Annotated in this window: 18 protein-coding genes and 2 tRNA genes; 6 read left to right on the top strand and 14 right to left on the bottom strand. The window is 36.5% G+C overall.

The genetic code is table 11. The annotated features are described in order from the left end of the window. Nucleotides 1–89: 89 nt before the first annotated feature. The 14 genes from PND65_RS02110 to uraA all read right to left on the bottom strand — a co-directional run bounded on the left by PND65_RS02110 (nucleotide 90) and on the right by uraA (nucleotide 9,634). A complete protein-coding gene (locus PND65_RS02110) occupies nucleotides 90–335 on the bottom strand; it encodes a hypothetical protein (RefSeq protein ID WP_271990473.1) in 246 nt (81 codons plus the stop codon). An 8-nt stretch (nucleotides 336–343) separates the two neighbouring features. Then, complete coding sequence (locus tag PND65_RS02105) at nucleotides 344–664, bottom strand: type II toxin-antitoxin system PemK/MazF family toxin (RefSeq protein ID WP_271990471.1); 321 nt, start codon at nucleotides 662–664, stop codon at nucleotides 344–346. A 76-nt stretch (nucleotides 665–740) separates the two neighbouring features. Continuing rightward, a complete protein-coding gene (locus PND65_RS02100) occupies nucleotides 741–1,235 on the bottom strand; it encodes a hypothetical protein (protein ID WP_022790692.1) in 495 nt (164 codons plus the stop codon). 2 nt (nucleotides 1,236–1,237) lie between these two features. Further along, nucleotides 1,238–1,774, bottom strand: a complete 537-nt coding sequence (locus PND65_RS02095) for an ankyrin repeat domain-containing protein (RefSeq protein WP_087159053.1) — start codon at nucleotides 1,772–1,774, stop codon at nucleotides 1,238–1,240. A gap of 20 nt (nucleotides 1,775–1,794) precedes the next feature. After that, nucleotides 1,795–1,959 (bottom strand): hypothetical protein, encoded by a 165-nt coding sequence (locus tag PND65_RS02090; RefSeq protein WP_271990469.1) that lies wholly within the window; start codon nucleotides 1,957–1,959, stop codon nucleotides 1,795–1,797. Nucleotides 1,960–2,001: 42 nt separating this feature from the next. Continuing rightward, nucleotides 2,002–2,310: a hypothetical protein gene (locus PND65_RS02085; protein WP_271990466.1), complete on the bottom strand. Its 309-nt coding sequence runs from the start codon at nucleotides 2,308–2,310 to the stop codon at nucleotides 2,002–2,004. Further along, complete coding sequence (locus PND65_RS02080) at nucleotides 2,310–2,558, bottom strand: hypothetical protein (protein WP_271990464.1); 249 nt, start codon at nucleotides 2,556–2,558, stop codon at nucleotides 2,310–2,312. The genes PND65_RS02085 and PND65_RS02080 overlap by 1 nt, the downstream gene beginning before the upstream one ends. Continuing rightward, nucleotides 2,533–2,970 (bottom strand): hypothetical protein, encoded by a 438-nt coding sequence (locus tag PND65_RS02075; protein ID WP_035403743.1) that lies wholly within the window; start codon nucleotides 2,968–2,970, stop codon nucleotides 2,533–2,535. Before PND65_RS02075 ends, PND65_RS02080 begins: the two co-directional genes overlap by 26 nt. Nucleotides 2,971–2,995: 25 nt before the next feature. Next, nucleotides 2,996–4,144, bottom strand: a complete 1,149-nt coding sequence (locus PND65_RS02070) for a DUF5104 domain-containing protein (protein WP_271990460.1) — start codon at nucleotides 4,142–4,144, stop codon at nucleotides 2,996–2,998. A 16-nt stretch (nucleotides 4,145–4,160) separates the two neighbouring features. Then, on the bottom strand, nucleotides 4,161–5,168 hold the full coding sequence (locus tag PND65_RS02065; protein WP_271993430.1) for a hypothetical protein: 1,008 nt from the start codon (nucleotides 5,166–5,168) through the stop codon (nucleotides 4,161–4,163). Between the two features lie 482 nt (nucleotides 5,169–5,650). Next, complete coding sequence (locus tag PND65_RS02060) at nucleotides 5,651–5,914, bottom strand: hypothetical protein (protein ID WP_271990455.1); 264 nt, start codon at nucleotides 5,912–5,914, stop codon at nucleotides 5,651–5,653. A gap of 29 nt (nucleotides 5,915–5,943) precedes the next feature. Continuing rightward, complete coding sequence (guaA, locus tag PND65_RS02055) at nucleotides 5,944–7,491, bottom strand: glutamine-hydrolyzing GMP synthase (protein ID WP_271990453.1); 1,548 nt, start codon at nucleotides 7,489–7,491, stop codon at nucleotides 5,944–5,946. Between the two features lie 71 nt (nucleotides 7,492–7,562). Next, nucleotides 7,563–8,213 carry an HAD family hydrolase gene (locus PND65_RS02050; RefSeq protein WP_271990451.1) on the bottom strand — a complete coding sequence of 217 codons (651 nt, stop codon included), beginning with the start codon at nucleotides 8,211–8,213 and terminating at the stop codon, nucleotides 7,563–7,565. A 164-nt stretch (nucleotides 8,214–8,377) separates the two neighbouring features. Continuing rightward, the gene (gene uraA, locus PND65_RS02045) at nucleotides 8,378–9,634 is read right to left on the bottom strand and encodes a uracil permease (protein ID WP_271990448.1); all 1,257 of its coding nucleotides are present in this window, start codon (nucleotides 9,632–9,634) and stop codon (nucleotides 8,378–8,380) included. A 75-nt stretch (nucleotides 9,635–9,709) separates the two neighbouring features. Between uraA and PND65_RS02040 the strand changes: the two genes are divergently transcribed. The 6 genes from PND65_RS02040 (at nucleotide 9,710) to PND65_RS02015 (ending at nucleotide 15,410) form a co-directional block, all read left to right on the top strand. Continuing rightward, a tRNA-Arg gene (locus tag PND65_RS02040) sits at nucleotides 9,710–9,786 on the top strand. Nucleotides 9,787–9,790: 4 nt separating this feature from the next. Next, nucleotides 9,791–9,865: transfer RNA gene (locus PND65_RS02035), tRNA-Arg, on the top strand. A gap of 602 nt (nucleotides 9,866–10,467) precedes the next feature. After that, nucleotides 10,468–12,957 (top strand): ABC transporter permease family protein, encoded by a 2,490-nt coding sequence (locus PND65_RS02030; RefSeq protein ID WP_271990445.1) that lies wholly within the window; start codon nucleotides 10,468–10,470, stop codon nucleotides 12,955–12,957. Continuing rightward, nucleotides 12,923–13,660, top strand: coding sequence for an ABC transporter ATP-binding protein (locus PND65_RS02025; RefSeq protein ID WP_271990442.1), 738 nt, complete (start codon nucleotides 12,923–12,925; stop codon nucleotides 13,658–13,660). The genes PND65_RS02030 and PND65_RS02025 overlap by 35 nt, the downstream gene beginning before the upstream one ends. Further along, nucleotides 13,645–14,301 carry a response regulator transcription factor gene (locus tag PND65_RS02020; RefSeq protein WP_271994366.1) on the top strand — a complete coding sequence of 219 codons (657 nt, stop codon included), beginning with the start codon at nucleotides 13,645–13,647 and terminating at the stop codon, nucleotides 14,299–14,301. The genes PND65_RS02025 and PND65_RS02020 overlap by 16 nt, the downstream gene beginning before the upstream one ends. Beyond that, on the top strand, nucleotides 14,298–15,410 hold the full coding sequence (locus PND65_RS02015; RefSeq protein WP_204712865.1) for a sensor histidine kinase: 1,113 nt from the start codon (nucleotides 14,298–14,300) through the stop codon (nucleotides 15,408–15,410). The genes PND65_RS02020 and PND65_RS02015 overlap by 4 nt, the downstream gene beginning before the upstream one ends. The last annotated feature ends 75 nt before the right edge of the window (nucleotides 15,411–15,485 follow it).

Genomic DNA, 15,485 nt, shown 5'->3' with positions numbered 1-15,485 from the left:
TTAAACTAATTATAGCAAACAACAAAATACCTTTAAAGTTTGTAGCCAAATGGCAATTCTATAAATCCAAATAGCAATCCTATAAAGGTTTACTCACTTTCAATATGATTTTCTGGATTATAAAGCCCATTAGCTACTGTCAATATAAGCGAGAGATTCTCCATTAATTCATCATCAATATCATCTGATGACTCTAGTCTTTTTAATTCATCGAGAACTTCACCAAGCCGATCAAATACAGCTCTATGAACTTTACAATTAGCTTGTACATTGATCGTTCTATCCAATAGTTTACTGGTAATAAAATCTTGTTTAGATAATCCTGTTAAAGACACAGCAATATTTATTTGTTCATCTTCTTCAGGTGATACTCTAAACGCAATTGTTTTTGAGCGAAATCTATTGTGATTGTCTGGATCTGTTCAAGCAATACCATTGACGGTTTCTTTAAGCCAAATTCCTTACCTAATATTATGTGCGACGGTAAGTATCTTTTCTTTAATACTGTAGTAAGCGAAGCAACGATAATAGTTGGAGCGTTGGTATTAAACTCATTATCTTGGACAACCAATACCGGACGCACTCCAGATTGAATCGATCCTTCTCTTTCTCCAAAATCGTAATAGAACAAATCGCCACGTGAAATCTTCTTTTTTATTTCCATTCCTCATTTCAATTTGTCGCTTTTATTTCTTTAGGAAAAAAATTTAGCATAAAACCAAAAATAAATCTACTTCTTTTCAATCCACCTTCACGATCCGCCCCGTATGTTTATAGTACTCGACCCTTACGGTTTGACCCTGTTGCAGCCTGCCATAGTCTTCGCCCGAAATCTCTAATCGAAGAATTTCATCCTCATTATCAGAACCAGTCAGATAATAATGGTGCGAAAAAATTCCCGTATGTGCCAAAGATTCGCTGACTTGTATATCCTTTAATTCAACCGTTTGCGAACCTGACGACAAATCAAGCACCAGATCCTTAGAAAACCAGAGCGCTAAAGCAAAACACACGATAACAACGCCTGCTCCCAGAGCCTTTCTGGAAGCCGACAGCAAAGTCCTGTTTCGCACCACCCGGATGACCAGATAAGCACAAACGATCCATATAACTGATAGATCACAAAATTCATCCAGCAGTACCAGTTCTCCTGTTTTGGGCAGAAGCAGACCAGCGGCTATGACTGCCAATACAAGAACAAAAAAAATGATTTCCTGTTTTTTTAACCTTTTCATATTTAGAATATATTGTTCCCTTCCAACAAATGGATCAAATCATTTCTCCATGAAAATTCTTCAGCATAATCAAGGCAAGTTTTGCCAAAGTTATCTTTTTCACAAATATTTGATCCTCGATCCATCAAATATTGATATACCGGCATGATTGTCTTCGTCGGCAGTTTCACAGCGGTAATCGCATACTGCAGCGGTATCGCGCCATATTTATCTTTTTTATTGATATCCACTCCAGCCGCAATCAGAAGCTGCGTTATTTTTAACATGTACTGAGGCTCAGGTCTTAAAACAGAAAAATAAAATATATGCAGCGCATTTCTTTGATCTTTTGGACTCAGAAAGTTAACATCCGCTCCCTCAGAAATCAAAAAACGAAGGATCTTTATTTTTTCATCTGGATAACGGTCATTGACAACAGACAATTGAAGCAGACTCATCCCTGCATACTTATTGAACAAATTCGGATTTCCAGAATAAAAATCCATAAAGTCAAAGTAAGTTCCATCTCTTACGGCATCAAAAATGTTTGTGATCCTCATAAATCTTCCTCCTCAAATCACTAATCTTGCTCAATAACTTTATCGTCCTTTTTCTTCAGATACCTTTCTGAATCAAAGTGTGCTTCAATGATATTTTTTAGGAATTCAGTTTCTACAACTCTGTCATCCTCGTACAGTACAATTTCCGCCCCTTTTTTCTGGAGCTGGTCAATGAGCTCGTTCATACGCTGCAGTCCATCTATGTTTTCCAGGCTGCATATATCGATTTAGCCATTATTACGTAAGCATTCTCTTATTTCAACGTGTTCGACCAGCTCTTCCTGCTCTTCTTTTGTAAGCCGCCTGTTCAAAGCGGGCATACTATGGCATGTTTTTCTGCAATATCTGATCAGGCGCGGCAATGTTAGGCCTGCAACCGCCAAGGCAAGGACACACGCCACCAGCGATGGAATATTCTCCGGGTGCGACAATATTCCGGCAAAGCCTGCGAGCAACATCAATACCCACGCACACAGAGCCAGGTTTTTCTTAATGAGATATCCTTTTTGGCATTCTGTTTTTCTCAACTGCTTCATTATTTTTCCTTTGACAGCTTCGCAATTTTATCGATCTCAAAGAGGACCGGATTTTGATAATCCGTAGTTTCATCGACAAAACAGCGCACCATGCCTGCCCAGTCAACATCAGGAAGTTCATCGCAAGATAGGATTTGCAACATAACATCATATATTTTTTTGATGCTTCCCGGATATTGTAACTGCGCAGGATAATCCAAGCGAAGCATCTGGATCACCTTCTCACAATGTTGTTTTATCTCTTCCATTGCGCACCTCGTCTAACCACTTCAAAAAAATCTCACTGGAATCGATCCCTGTCTTTGCAGAACAGATACTGTTATATTGATATTTTGTGTCTATTTGACCGGTTTTACAGTCATATATCATTTTTAATTCTGTAGGAACAGGTTTTCCATAGTGGATGCATATTTCTTTTATCTTCTCAAGATCTGATTCCCCTAAATCCAGAAAATCCCATATTGTGTCTGTATCGGTTACTACATTATTGGTCGTTTTGATTTGGCCGCCAATGTTGAAAAATGCATTAAAAGAAATACTGTTTTCTTCAATGGAACCATAGGCATAAACCTTATCGGCCTTGTTATCCGCGAATTCGACACACAATGCAATGATTCGTGACTGTACATCCAGAAAATCATCTTCAAATACTTTGTTCACGTTGTTTTTCTCCTTAGATATTTCTCTAGCTTTTGTTGTATTCTCCTGACAAAAGCATTTCTCTTACTTCCTTATACGCCCCTGGCAGCACCTGAGAGAGTAAACCCGATGCTTCTATACGGAACACGGTTCCGTCTGCATATTCTATTGCCAGTACCATGGATTGAGGATCTGTGATTTCTTCTTCATCCGTTTTGGATTCCCAAGTGAAAACTTTGTACTTATCCAGTCCCTGCAAAATTTGTTGTCCATTACTATAATATCCTGCCTGTGTCTGATACAGATTGTCAAAGAGATACGCATCGGATGTTTGATATCGTCTATCCTGTAACAAATCATAATAGACACATTCTGTACTTGTATTCTTGTTTTCCATGAAAGCGATCGCAATTGCATCACGAGTAAAATCCGATGTACGGCTTTCTATATCGTCTTCAAGAAGATAACTCACATCGATCACTCGGCCCTTGTAATCTGGTTCGTATTCTTTCAGAAGCAAAGGTATATTGAGTGTATTCACATCTTCTTTCGTCACAGAGAAATCTTCAATAAACTGTTCGAGATCAACGCCGCTATACTGTTCTTTTGTAAGATCTGCTGCCTGGATCAGTTCTTCGGGAGTGATCTGCTTCTGTCTTGAGAGATTCTCTTCTCCCTCTTCAGTCACATAGATTCCTGGTCGCTGGTCCAAACTCCAGAGAAAATCCTCCTTGTCAAAGTTTTCTTCCGTAGTGATCTCTATTGCGGTAAGTCCTTCTTTATCCGGTTCTTCTCTATGAAAAGGAATATAAGTATAGGCTATTTCATACTGCGCTTCATCCGTGATGATTGAATAATGCCCTCTCAGTTTTCGCCAGATCGTTTTTCCGTGTTCACTTTTTTCCTGAGAACTTGCATTTCCTTTCCAGCTTTCACATTCGCCTTGAAAAAAATCTATGAAGTCTTCTTCCTGTTCCGCTAAATTTAATGTACTATCCTTGGCATATGGCGAAAATAATTCTGTCAGACCCTCTGCATCTTCCTTTTCTACGCAAGCAATAATTTTTTCTATCATTTCATCAGCCAATTCTTCATCTGAACGAAATTCATTGGATGATCCGCTCCCGAAGAAAGTGCATCCATTCAGGCCACACACTAAAGTGCAACATACCATAAACAATAGAATCTTCCTCATAACATTTTCCCCTTGACTAATTCACTGTCACTTTCCCGCTGCCGGAGATCGCACACTCTGCTTCTTTGGTATAGATATCTTCCCGAAGCTTATCTTCATAATTCGATCTGTCGATCTGCTTCCAATCTTCAGAATTTGCCATCCGTACATAGATCCCGGCCGGCACACCCTGGCAGTTCTCTGTAAGCCAATCCGGCACTGCCTTTAGAAATGCTTCGTACTGTTGAAAACACAAGTCTTCATTCATAAAAATATATGTCGTAGCCGAAACAGTATTCAAAATAGAACCTTCTTTAGGCACATTGCTTGTACCACCCTTTACTTCTGTATAGATCTTTATTCCTTCTAAAGGCAAGTACTCTTTTGCGAATGTAAGAATCTGTTCTTCATACGAAGGCCGTACCAAAATGGATCCGTAATCGTCTTCATACTGGTAACGTCCGTTTTCATAAGTGCGATACACGGTTACAACATCCGATTCATCCCCCTGTTCCGGATAGACTTTCAGATGCTCCTGCTCAAGTGCATCGCCTGGCACATAGGATATGTAATGGAATTTTTGTCCATATTTTCCTTCGATCCAATCCATCATCTGCCCAACAGAGGTGACGACTCCTTTCTGGGTATCCGTCAATTCCTCATAAGCCGTGCCGCCAAGACCTGTCATAGCCATAACTTCTTCTTGTTTTGTTTTGAGCCATGCGCCGTTATCGTAACTGGCCTTCCATTCATCCGGTCCAAAAGTAATGCTCCCCTGCGGAAATGTGGTTTCCCCGACAGCCAGTCCGGTATGACAATTCACGATCCTGGCCTGTACATTCCAGTTTGGATCTTTAGTCTCTAAGATTCCAATCAAAACGTCCGAAGTCGTAATTGTCAACAGCATTCTCGCCTGCAGAACATTATCAATTTTTTCATCGTAATGATATACGAACCGGCTGTGATCCTTATCGGTCTCCACATAGTATCCTGGTTCTTCTTCTGTCATTGTTTCAAGCACATCGTCAATGGAAGCAGCATACATTTCTATAAGTTCTTCTTTTTGCGGCGGCGTAACTCCAAGGATCAGATCGTTTCCATCCCGCTCTACGCTATAACAATAATCACTGAACTCTTCAAAATTATCCTCGATATCAGAATTTGCGAACTCAAATATCGAAGCAGGTATAGTAATTTTTTCTAGCGTTTCCGGCTGATCCCCTTCTACCGCAGGATCTGCAACCGGCATACTTGCACATGCACTGCAGGCAAGTACCGTGGAAACCACCACTGCATCTAATAGATATTTATACAATTTCTTCATGATCACACCTTATAATAATTATACCTGCTTTTTATCGAATATTGAAAGGATCAGGAACAAAAATAGATCCAAAACTGCATTTTTCCATCTAAAAAAAAAGATCCTGCTTTCGCAAGATCAAATGTGTTTATGATAAGCATCATACAGCTCATTTTTAGAACCATTCATTTCCTGGGCTACCCGTTTGATGGCTTCTTTGGTTTTCATTCCTCCATCAATGAGCTTTTGTTTCCGATACCTTTAGCACCTTTATTGACCCATCTTCCAAAACGATTGTTCCATTTCTCGATTTCTAAAACAGCAATAGCATCTGGCCTTTGAGCATAGATAAGTATCTGTTCATCAAAACGAAGGCGAAAATTTCTTCCTGCCGTTTTTAAGAAGGATTTCCAGCTATCAGCATTTTCACTTACTTCGTTAATCGTTTGATAATAAAGATCGGTGATAAATTCATATTTCCTAGCCATTATTTAAAGGCTTTTTGATGATAGCGGGTTTACTCGAACTCAATGGTTCCAGGAGGTTTACTTGTAAGGTCATACATTACACGGTTAACCCCTCGAACCTCATTAATGATTCTTGACATTGTCTTATTTAAGACTTCGTAAGGAATTTCTGCGGCTTCTGCTGTCATGAAGTCGATTGTATTTACAGCTCTTAGCGCAATTGCGTAATCATAAGTTCTTTCATCACCCATGACACCAACTGAACGCATATTTGTAAGTGCCGCAAAATATTGTCCAATGCTTCTATCTAAACCAGCTTTGGCAACTTCTTCACGATAGATCGCATCTGCATCCTGTACGATACGCACTTTTTCAGCTGTTACTTCACCAATGATACGGATACCTAATCCAGGTCCTGGGAAAGGTTGTCTGAATACTAAGTTTTCTGGAATTCCTAATTCAAGACCTGCTTTACGAACCTCATCTTTAAATAGGTCGCGTAATGGCTCGATAATTTCTTTAAAATCTACATGATCAGGAAGACCTCCAACATTATGATGAGACTTGATCACAGCACTTTCTCCACCTAGACCACTCTCTACAACATCTGGATAAATCGTTCCCTGAACAAGGAAATCAACAGCTCCAATTTTCTTAGCTTCTTCTTCAAAGACACGGATAAATTCTTCACCGATGATCTTACGTTTAGCTTCCGGTTCTTCTACACCAGCAAGTTTTTTATAATATCTTTCCTGTGCGTTTACACGAATGAAGTTTAGCTCATATGGTCCTTCTGGTCCAAATACAGCTTCTACTTCATCGCCTTCATCTTTTCTCAATAAACCATGATCTACAAACACACAAGTCAACTGGTTACCAATTGCTTTGGATAAAAGTACAGCCGCAACAGAGGAATCAACTCCACCGCTAAGTGCGCATAATACTTTACCATCTCCAACTTTTTCGCGAATTGCTTTTATTTGTTCATCCACGAATGAATCCATTCTCCAATCACCAGAACATCCACAAACACCACGAACAAAGTTATACAACATTTTTGTTCCTTCATTTGTATGCAATACTTCTGGATGGAATTGGATCGCATACAATCCAGCTTCTGTATTTTCACAAGAAGCACAAGGACAATTGTTTGTATGAGATGTAATTTCAAAACCAGGTGCAACTTTAGAAATATAGTCAAAATGAGACATCCAACAAATTGTCTTTTCAGATACACCTTCAAAAATTCTAGATTCTTTTTTATCAACGATTACTTCCGTTTTTCCATATTCGCGAGCATCTGCTTTTTCAACAGTACCGCCTAGAACATGCATCATTAACTGTGCTCCATAGCACAAACCTAATACCGGAATTCCTAATTCAAACAATTCTTTTGAATATGTTGGAGCTCCTTCTTCATAACAGCTGTTAGGTCCACCTGTTAAGATGATTCCTTTCGGATTCATGGCCTTGATTTTTTCAAGGTCGGTTTTATAAGAATAAATCTCGCAATAAACATTGCACTCGCGAACACGTCGTGCAACTAACTGATTATACTGCCCACCAAAATCAAGAACGATTACCAATTCTTTTTTCATGTTAGTCCTCCTAAAAGCACCTTAATTATAAAATAGCTTGTCTTTATTTACAACGAAAACCACTATAGTATTTACGCTCTTTCTAAATAATCAATTACTTCACTCAAATCATTTCGACTCTCTTGAATATACTGCTTCATTTCTTCATCTGGAGCGATTTGATCTTGAATAAAGATTGATTTCATTCCAGCCTTGTAAGCAGCTGTAATTCCATGCTTGCTATCTTCTAGAACTAAACATTCTTCAGGTTTATATCCCATTCTTTTGGCAGTAGCTAAAAAGATATCTGGTGCCGGTTTAGAAGGAAAGCCTTCTTTTCCACTCACAATTTGTTTTGGATGCAACTCAAATCCAGCATAATTGATAAACTTTAAGATATCTTCTTTTGCTGAACTGGATGCAATCGCATAATCCATTGGCTTCTTTTCTAAATATTGAATCAATTCATATAGACCTGGCATATTGGCATCACCTGGATTTTTAAAAAATTCAAAGAAAAAATTCACACGTGTTTTCTGACAATATGACATTACATCACTAATTCCAGGATATGTATTTTCAAATTCTATGATTTCCCTGGAATCACACCCGATCATTCTCTCAATCACGCTATCTGGACAATGTATATCCGCCTTATCTAAAGCTTGTCTAAACTGTTTTTTAAACATGATTTCTGTATTAAACATCAAACCATCCATATCAAAAATAACCGCTTTGATCATAGTCATCCTCCCTTATCTTTTCGCATGATTATTATAATCTAGATACTGTTTTTGTTTCTATATTAAATTATCTAAATTCAAAAAAAGTTGATGACAAGATATGCATATAAAATGTATATCCTATCACCAACAATGTTTTAATAAAATACTTTATGATACAGCGTTTATTCTTCTTCCTTATTCAATAGATTAAACTTATCAAATAAATAGAACAACAAAGACATTAACATTGCTGTAATACACGCAAGTACCATACCTGTTAATGAAGTTGTACCAACCTGAACAACAACACCACTCAATCCTGTTACAAACACAACAGAAGTTAAGATCAAGTTAACGCTCTTACCATAATCAACACTTTTATCAACCAAAATTCTTAATCCACTTGTTCCAATCATTCCATATAACAAGAAACTGATTCCACCAATTACAGGATTTGGAATCGTCTGGATCAAAGCTGCAAGAGGACCAATAAATGAACAAATGATAGAAAGAATAGCTGCACCTGCAATTACCTGTACAGAATAAACACCCGTAATTGCCATAACACCAATGTTTTCACCATAAGTCGTTGTAGGAACAGAACCAATGAAACCAGATAACATCGTTGAGAAGTTGTCCGCAAACAAAGAACGATGAAGACCTGGATCTTTGATCAAATCACGACCAACAACTTCACCTGTAACAATCTGATGCCCAATATGCTCTGATGCGATAACTAAGATAACCGGCAAGATCATCAAGATCGCATTGATATCAAATTTAGGGAATGCGAAGTTAGGAAGCGCAAAGAAACTAGCCTCCATAACTGGTGTAAAATCGATCATTCCACAAAATACAGCAGCGACATAACCACAGATAACCGCAATCAAAATAGGAATAACGCTCAAGAACTTCTTGAAACATACACTGCCAATGATCGCAACACCTAAAGTTACTCCAAACACAATTACATTGTTTGGATCTACAACTTCATCCAACAATCCAGCTGTACTTGCTGCACTGCTTGAAAGCTCCAAACCAATCAAGGCAACAACTGGCCCCATAGCAGCCGGTGGAAGAACAACGTCGATCCACTTTGTACCAAATTTCTTGATCAAAACGGCTAACAAGCATCCACAGAAACCAACTACGACAAAGCCACCAAGAGCATATTCATACCCAAACTGTGCAATTACGATATTTGCCGGAGCAATAAAGGCAAAACTACTTCCTAAATAAGCAGGAGCCTTTCCTTTCGTAATTAAAATAAACAACAAAGTTCCGATACCGTTCATCAACAAAACGATAGCTGGATTAATTCCAAACAAGAATGGAACCAATACAGAAGCCCCAAACATCGCAAACATATGCTGGATACTTAAAGGCAACATCAACTTAAAAGGAACTTTTTCTTCGACTTGTATAATTCTTTTAGCCATAATCTTCTCCTTTTCTATAAAACCCATTTATTTATACCATAATATTTGATTTTAGGGTATAATGAATTGGTATGAGTGCCCGTAGCTCAATTGGATAGAGTACTTGATTCCGATTCAAGCGGTTGCAGGTTCAAGTCCTGTCGGGTGCGCCAGTATGGCCTCTTAGTGAAATGGATATCACGAGATCCTCCTAAGATTTAATTGTAGGTTCGATTCCTACAGAGGCCGCCATATAAAAATAAGCTGTTAAACAAAGATTGTTTATCAGCTTTTTTTATCTTTCATTGATAGATATGAATGACAGCAATCAAACCAATTCATTTTTAGCCAATTAGCAAATGATATAATAGAAAAATTAAAGGTGAAATATATCAAAACCTAGACGAGCATTCAACCAAAATCGAGTCGTAATTCTATCGTTAACTGTCGTATAAAAGTTAAACTTTATTTTTTTAAAAAAGCCGCATCTATGAAAGATATTTAGCATCTCTATAATTATAGATTTCAAAATGATAGCTTCTAAACCTTTTTACATCATCTAATAAATCTTTCATTCTATCTTTTAAAACAATATAATCCCAGAAAAATATAAATACTTTTCGTCATAGTTTTCATAATCGATCTTCATCAAAACTGAAAATATTTGATATATTTCAGTTGTTGCAACCACGGCAAGGCAAGTTCTGGTAGTTTTTTAAGCGTATCATAGGATATAATAAATGTATCAGATAAATACAAAACATGACCTATTCAAATAAAACCGATGAAATGTAATACTTCCGTAATATTCATTATGATATTTTAAAATTAACATAAAAAGGTGTGCGATCATGATGAAACATAGATTTCGATATTACTCCAAAAATAGAAAACTAATTATTAAATTTACATATATTTTAGGTTCTTCTTTATTAGTGATCCTATTTTCTCTATTTATGCAAAATCATCTATTTGAAACCAAAAAGATGCAAAACGAAAATCTATATGGTTCGTGGCATGGAGCTGTGTACGATGGTAACGAATCTGAGATATCAAAACTTTTTGACAATAGAATGATCTCTCAGATCGGATTTACTTATGCTCTTGGAGATGTACAGTTTAATAATGTCCATCAAGGATCTATTGGATATGTTGATGATACTTTTCTTGAGTTATCCAACATTGATCTTATGAAAGGATCTATGCCAAATGATAAAGACGAAATTGCCATTGAAAAAATGAAATTAGATCAAATGGGATTAGATTATACATTGGATCAAACCATTTCTATTCAACTAATCCACAATGATAAGACCATTTCAAAAGAATATAAACTTTGCGGTATCATAAATAATTATTCAGCTACATGGCTTTCCCGCGGAAGACTTTTAAGCTTCTTTATTATCGAAGATAAAATGATAGACCCCATTGAAGAATCTGTTTTCTTTACAGTAGATAATGATTATCTGGAAACCCTCAATGATATAAGTCAAAAGCTGATCCAAAATCTAGTGATCAACACAAACGTTGAATTTACATATGATCCGCTTTCTTCCCAGAATTTGCCTTATACACTCCTCTTTGGATTTGCAATCATCTATACTCTTTTATTATTGTTATACACCTTTCAACAATGGACACGCGCTCATGGTCGTGAGATACAAACATTAAAAGCTCTAGGAGCAAGTATGTCATCTTTTCTTCAAGACTTTATAGAATCAATAGGAAGAGCTTTACGGATCCCTCTTGTTTTGAGCATCCTATGTGTCTTTATTTTCTCTATTCCTATACTCATCTTTATTTTGGGATTGACGATATATCTGCTAAGTTTAAGCATGATATTGATCAGTTTCTATATCACTATTTCAAAAGTTCCTGTCAACATCAATTCTTTTACAGAAGATACTACAATCATCAAGAAGACCTTTAAAATAAAATATAAAACACTGACCCCTTTTAGACTTATGATCCGTTCATTTCGTTTTCATTTAAAACAAGAATTATTACAGATAATTATTTGTGTTGCGATGATGATCACAGCCTATACATCCTTGACCCATACCATTCAAAATAGCTATCATTTAAAACAAATTGAAAAGAAACCCGATATTTCAATAACGATCAACCCAAAACATTACTATACGATTGAAACCAAACAGGCCATACATACTTTTAATTATTATCCTGATATCTCAGAAGAAAAACTGAATCAGTATATCCAGAACAACGCGATCACGTCTTATCGAACTTATTATATCGACACAAGATATTATGCCAAGTGGAACAATATCGAGCAATCGCCTGCATGGGATGACAAATTTACCAAAACGCTACCTCTTGCCAGCTGGGTTAGAGAAGATTGGAATAATATAAAAAGGCTATTTCCAAATGTATATAGTTCTACCAATACTCAATACTATGATTTTTTATCAAGCCATATTGATAAGGGAGAATGGAATCAAAAAGACTTTGAACAAGGTGATACAGTGTATATATATTTACCTGCATATACAGGTGAATATATAGAAGAAAAAGCTGTTCCTGACTATAGTTCTGATCCGCAAACATTCTATGATCCTGATCTTGTTTATCAAGATCAAACCCTGAAAGTTGGAGATACAATTACATTACAAGCTAAAGATCAAAAACCAAAAACATGCAAAGTAGGAGGTATCATCTCTCAGTATTACGACATGAGCGAAACAGGAATCCCCAATAATCTATATCAGATTTTTGTATCATCTGCTTTTTATGATGGACATTATCCTACCAGCAACATCGATTTGTATCTTCCTCAAGATGAAACAAGTGAAAATCTAGAATCGCATTTTTCCAGTTTAGCCGTCAAAGACGGATTTCATTTCTATAATTTAGCTCAAGAAAAAAGAAGAGAAAAAGAAATCGTACAAAATGATTTGGTCTTATTTACCGTATTGCTTCTAGGAATCCTATGTATATTGACCTTCAGCCAAGTTTTGTTTATTTCACAAAAACGCAAAGAGTTGAAATATCAGTATAAAGTTTTTTATCAGCTAGGTATTCCCACATCTATTTTTAATCAGATGCAAATTATAGAAATGTGCATCAAGATCCCTATGATACTGATTATGGCTTTTGGATCTTTTGCATGCATACAATACGTATCTTACTTGCCTGAACAACGCTTGATGTATCCATTTTCATCCCGTTTTTCACAAGAATACTGGTCATGGCCTATTTTCGTGATCATGAACATCAGTTTTGTCTTGATGGTAATGCTATGCTCATTCTTGATATACAATAGGCAACAAAACAAAAGGAGTAAAGTTTATGAAACCCATCATCATACTCGATCAAGTCAATAAAACTTATCACAATATTACATCACCAAACCATGCCTTACAAAATTGCACTTTGTCCATTATGCCTAAAACATTTACTTGCATCGTAGGAAAAAGCGGATGCGGGAAATCCACTCTGTTGAACAGTATCGGCGGACTCATTGAAGTTGATTCTGGCACCATTATTGTCCAAGGAAGAAACTTAACTTCAATGAAAGAAAAAGAATTAGCCGCCTTTCGAAGACAAAGCATCGGTTTTATCTTCCAGTTCTTTAATCTGCTTCAAGAACAAACTATTATCGAAAATCTCATGATTCCTTTTGACTTGAATCATGAAAGAGTTGATAAAGCTTTTTTCGAAGAAGTTATAAACGATCTGGAATTAACAAATCTAGTCAATAAATTCCCCCATGAGTTATCTGGCGGCGAACAACAAAGGGTTTCCATTGCCCGAGCACTTATTCGTAAACCTGCCATTATTTTGGCTGATGAACCTACTGGAAACCTGGATCGTGAAAACACAAAACAAGTAATCAAATTGATTCGACACTGTCAAAAACGTTTTGATCAAACGATTTTGATGGTAACTCACGATATTGAATTGGCCAAAGGAGCTGATGCCTTGATCTATATGGAAGATGGCCGCATTACTCACTATGAAAAAAACGACTTAAATCTTTCCTATGACAACAAGGATAAGGAGATGATCTCATGCGCATCTTACTAGTAGAAGATGATAAAGTTCTAGCCAACACACTTGCGGAAATATTAGAAAAGAAAGGATATGAAACCACGATCTGTTATAACTATATGCAGGCCTATCATGAAATCGAACATGCTTTTGATTGTTTTTTGCTGGATCAAATACTGCCTGATGGAAATGGCTTAGATCTCTGTCGTTTGATTCGTGAAAAAAGTGCATCGCCAATCTTGATCATCTCCAGTGATACCGCTGAATTCAGCATCTTAAAAGGTTTTGCTTTAGAAGCAGATGACTATATTGAAAAACCTTTTCGCTTAAATGTATTTTTAGCTAAGATAGAATCCGTGCTTCGACGATCTGGTAAACTCGACAAAGAAATAACCATAGGTGATTTTCGATTGTCCACAGAACTAAAAATACTATCTGCACCGAACCAGGATATTTCTTTGACTGTGACAGAAAGTGCTATTTTAGAAACCATTTTTCGCTTTTTTCCACACATCGCATCCAGGCAACAAATCACACGCAATATTTTTGATAGAACCAATAAGATCACATCGGCACAAACTTTAAATGTCCGACTTTCGGAACTCAGAAAAAAACTAGGGATCCACTCCTCTCATTTAGAAGCTATCCCTAATAGCGGATTAAGGTGGAAAGAATGAAACGAATCGGAATATGCTTGATCATCTTATGTTGTCTATCATCTATCTTTTCTTTTCTATTATGGGTAGATCATTATCAAGACACCCTAATCGTGTTGGTTGATAGTGAAGATCCAATCGATATCGTATTCGATGGATTTGATAAAACCAATGTCAATAAAGCCAAAGATGACTTGTTAGAAAAAGGATATGGTAAAGGATTGCGCCATTTTATCTATGATCAAACTTTAACAAACCCCTATACTCTTGGAATGATCATTTCATTTATCATATCCATCATGACCCTCATTGTATTTTTCTCTTATTACAGACATAGAGAAAAGAAAAGAGAAGATGAAGTCCTCAACGCTTTAAAAGATGGTCAGGTAATCGAAGATAATGTCATCTTAGAAACCATGGAAACCATACGTAACAATTATCAGTCAAAACTTAAAGATATGGCATTAGACCATGATAGCCAAAATCAAGAATTGGAAAACTTAGCTCATCAAATGAAATCAACATTATCTACTATTTTACTGCATGTAGATCAGATCTCGGATAAAGAAAATGTGCATCATAAAGAACTCATCATCAATCAAATAGATCGTTGCAACGAAACATTGAACCGATTCTTAAAAGGGTATGATGTTCGTTCTAATTTGACAAATTATCATTATGAAATCAAAAATGTTGCCGATTGTATTCAAACTGCTATCCAACACGTAAACACCATGACTACACATAAGAAATTGAGCATCGAAAGTCATTTAGTAAACTGTACGATGGCACTAGATAGTTTTTGGATCCAAGAAGCCATTGAAACCGTTCTGATGAATGCCATTGAATCTGCTGACCCAAATTCAACGATCTACGTAAACATGGAAAAGCATTCTAACGAATTACAAATTTCCATAATAAATGAAGGCGATTGTCCAAAAGATATTCATGCCATGTTTACAAGATACAACTCTTCCCGCCAAAATCAAGAACACTATGGTATTGGTTTACACATGGTCCAAACTGTTTGTAAAAACCATATGGGAAACATTTTAGCTTCATATCAAAACAATAAAATGAGTATCCAGATCATTTTACCCCTTCACCAATTAGAAAGCATTCAATATTGAAAAAGAAGATTGAGCACCTTCAAATTCCTATCATAAATATACTTATATAAAAACAGTGAAAACTATATTTTTTCA

This window comes from Faecalitalea cylindroides (assembly GCF_028321995.1).
Classification (GTDB): domain Bacteria; phylum Bacillota_I; class Bacilli_A; order Erysipelotrichales; family Erysipelotrichaceae; genus Faecalitalea; species Faecalitalea cylindroides.
The sequence above is the reverse complement of the archived record's forward strand: the minus strand, read 5'-3'. Positions and strand labels throughout refer to the sequence as shown.

Bases quoted from the DNA above. Each gene is read 5' to 3' on its own strand.
- PND65_RS02100 (WP_022790692.1), bottom strand. From the start codon at position 1,235: ATGAAAAGGTTAAAAAAACAGGAAATCATTTTTTTTGTTCTTGTATTG.
- PND65_RS02025 (WP_271990442.1), top strand. From the start codon at position 12,923: ATGAAACCCATCATCATACTCGATCAAGTCAATAAAACTTATCACAAT.
- PND65_RS02070 (WP_271990460.1), bottom strand. From the start codon at position 4,144: ATGAGGAAGATTCTATTGTTTATGGTATGTTGCACTTTAGTGTGTGGC.
- PND65_RS02090 (WP_271990469.1), bottom strand. From the start codon at position 1,959: ATGAACGAGCTCATTGACCAGCTCCAGAAAAAAGGGGCGGAAATTGTA.
- PND65_RS02095 (WP_087159053.1), bottom strand. From the start codon at position 1,774: ATGAGGATCACAAACATTTTTGATGCCGTAAGAGATGGAACTTACTTT.
- PND65_RS02030 (WP_271990445.1), top strand. From the start codon at position 10,468: ATGAAACATAGATTTCGATATTACTCCAAAAATAGAAAACTAATTATT.
- guaA (WP_271990453.1), bottom strand. From the start codon at position 7,491: ATGAAAAAAGAATTGGTAATCGTTCTTGATTTTGGTGGGCAGTATAAT.
- PND65_RS02065 (WP_271993430.1), bottom strand. From the start codon at position 5,168: ATGTATGCTGCTTCCATTGACGATGTGCTTGAAACAATGACAGAAGAA.
- PND65_RS02020 (WP_271994366.1), top strand. From the start codon at position 13,645: ATGCGCATCTTACTAGTAGAAGATGATAAAGTTCTAGCCAACACACTT.
- PND65_RS02105 (WP_271990471.1), bottom strand. From the start codon at position 664: ATGGAAATAAAAAAGAAGATTTCACGTGGCGATTTGTTCTATTACGAT.
- PND65_RS02015 (WP_204712865.1), top strand. From the start codon at position 14,298: ATGAAACGAATCGGAATATGCTTGATCATCTTATGTTGTCTATCATCT.
- PND65_RS02050 (WP_271990451.1), bottom strand. From the start codon at position 8,213: ATGATCAAAGCGGTTATTTTTGATATGGATGGTTTGATGTTTAATACA.
- PND65_RS02060 (WP_271990455.1), bottom strand. From the start codon at position 5,914: ATGGCTAGGAAATATGAATTTATCACCGATCTTTATTATCAAACGATT.
- uraA (WP_271990448.1), bottom strand. From the start codon at position 9,634: ATGGCTAAAAGAATTATACAAGTCGAAGAAAAAGTTCCTTTTAAGTTG.
- PND65_RS02085 (WP_271990466.1), bottom strand. From the start codon at position 2,310: ATGAAGCAGTTGAGAAAAACAGAATGCCAAAAAGGATATCTCATTAAG.
- PND65_RS02080 (WP_271990464.1), bottom strand. From the start codon at position 2,558: ATGGAAGAGATAAAACAACATTGTGAGAAGGTGATCCAGATGCTTCGC.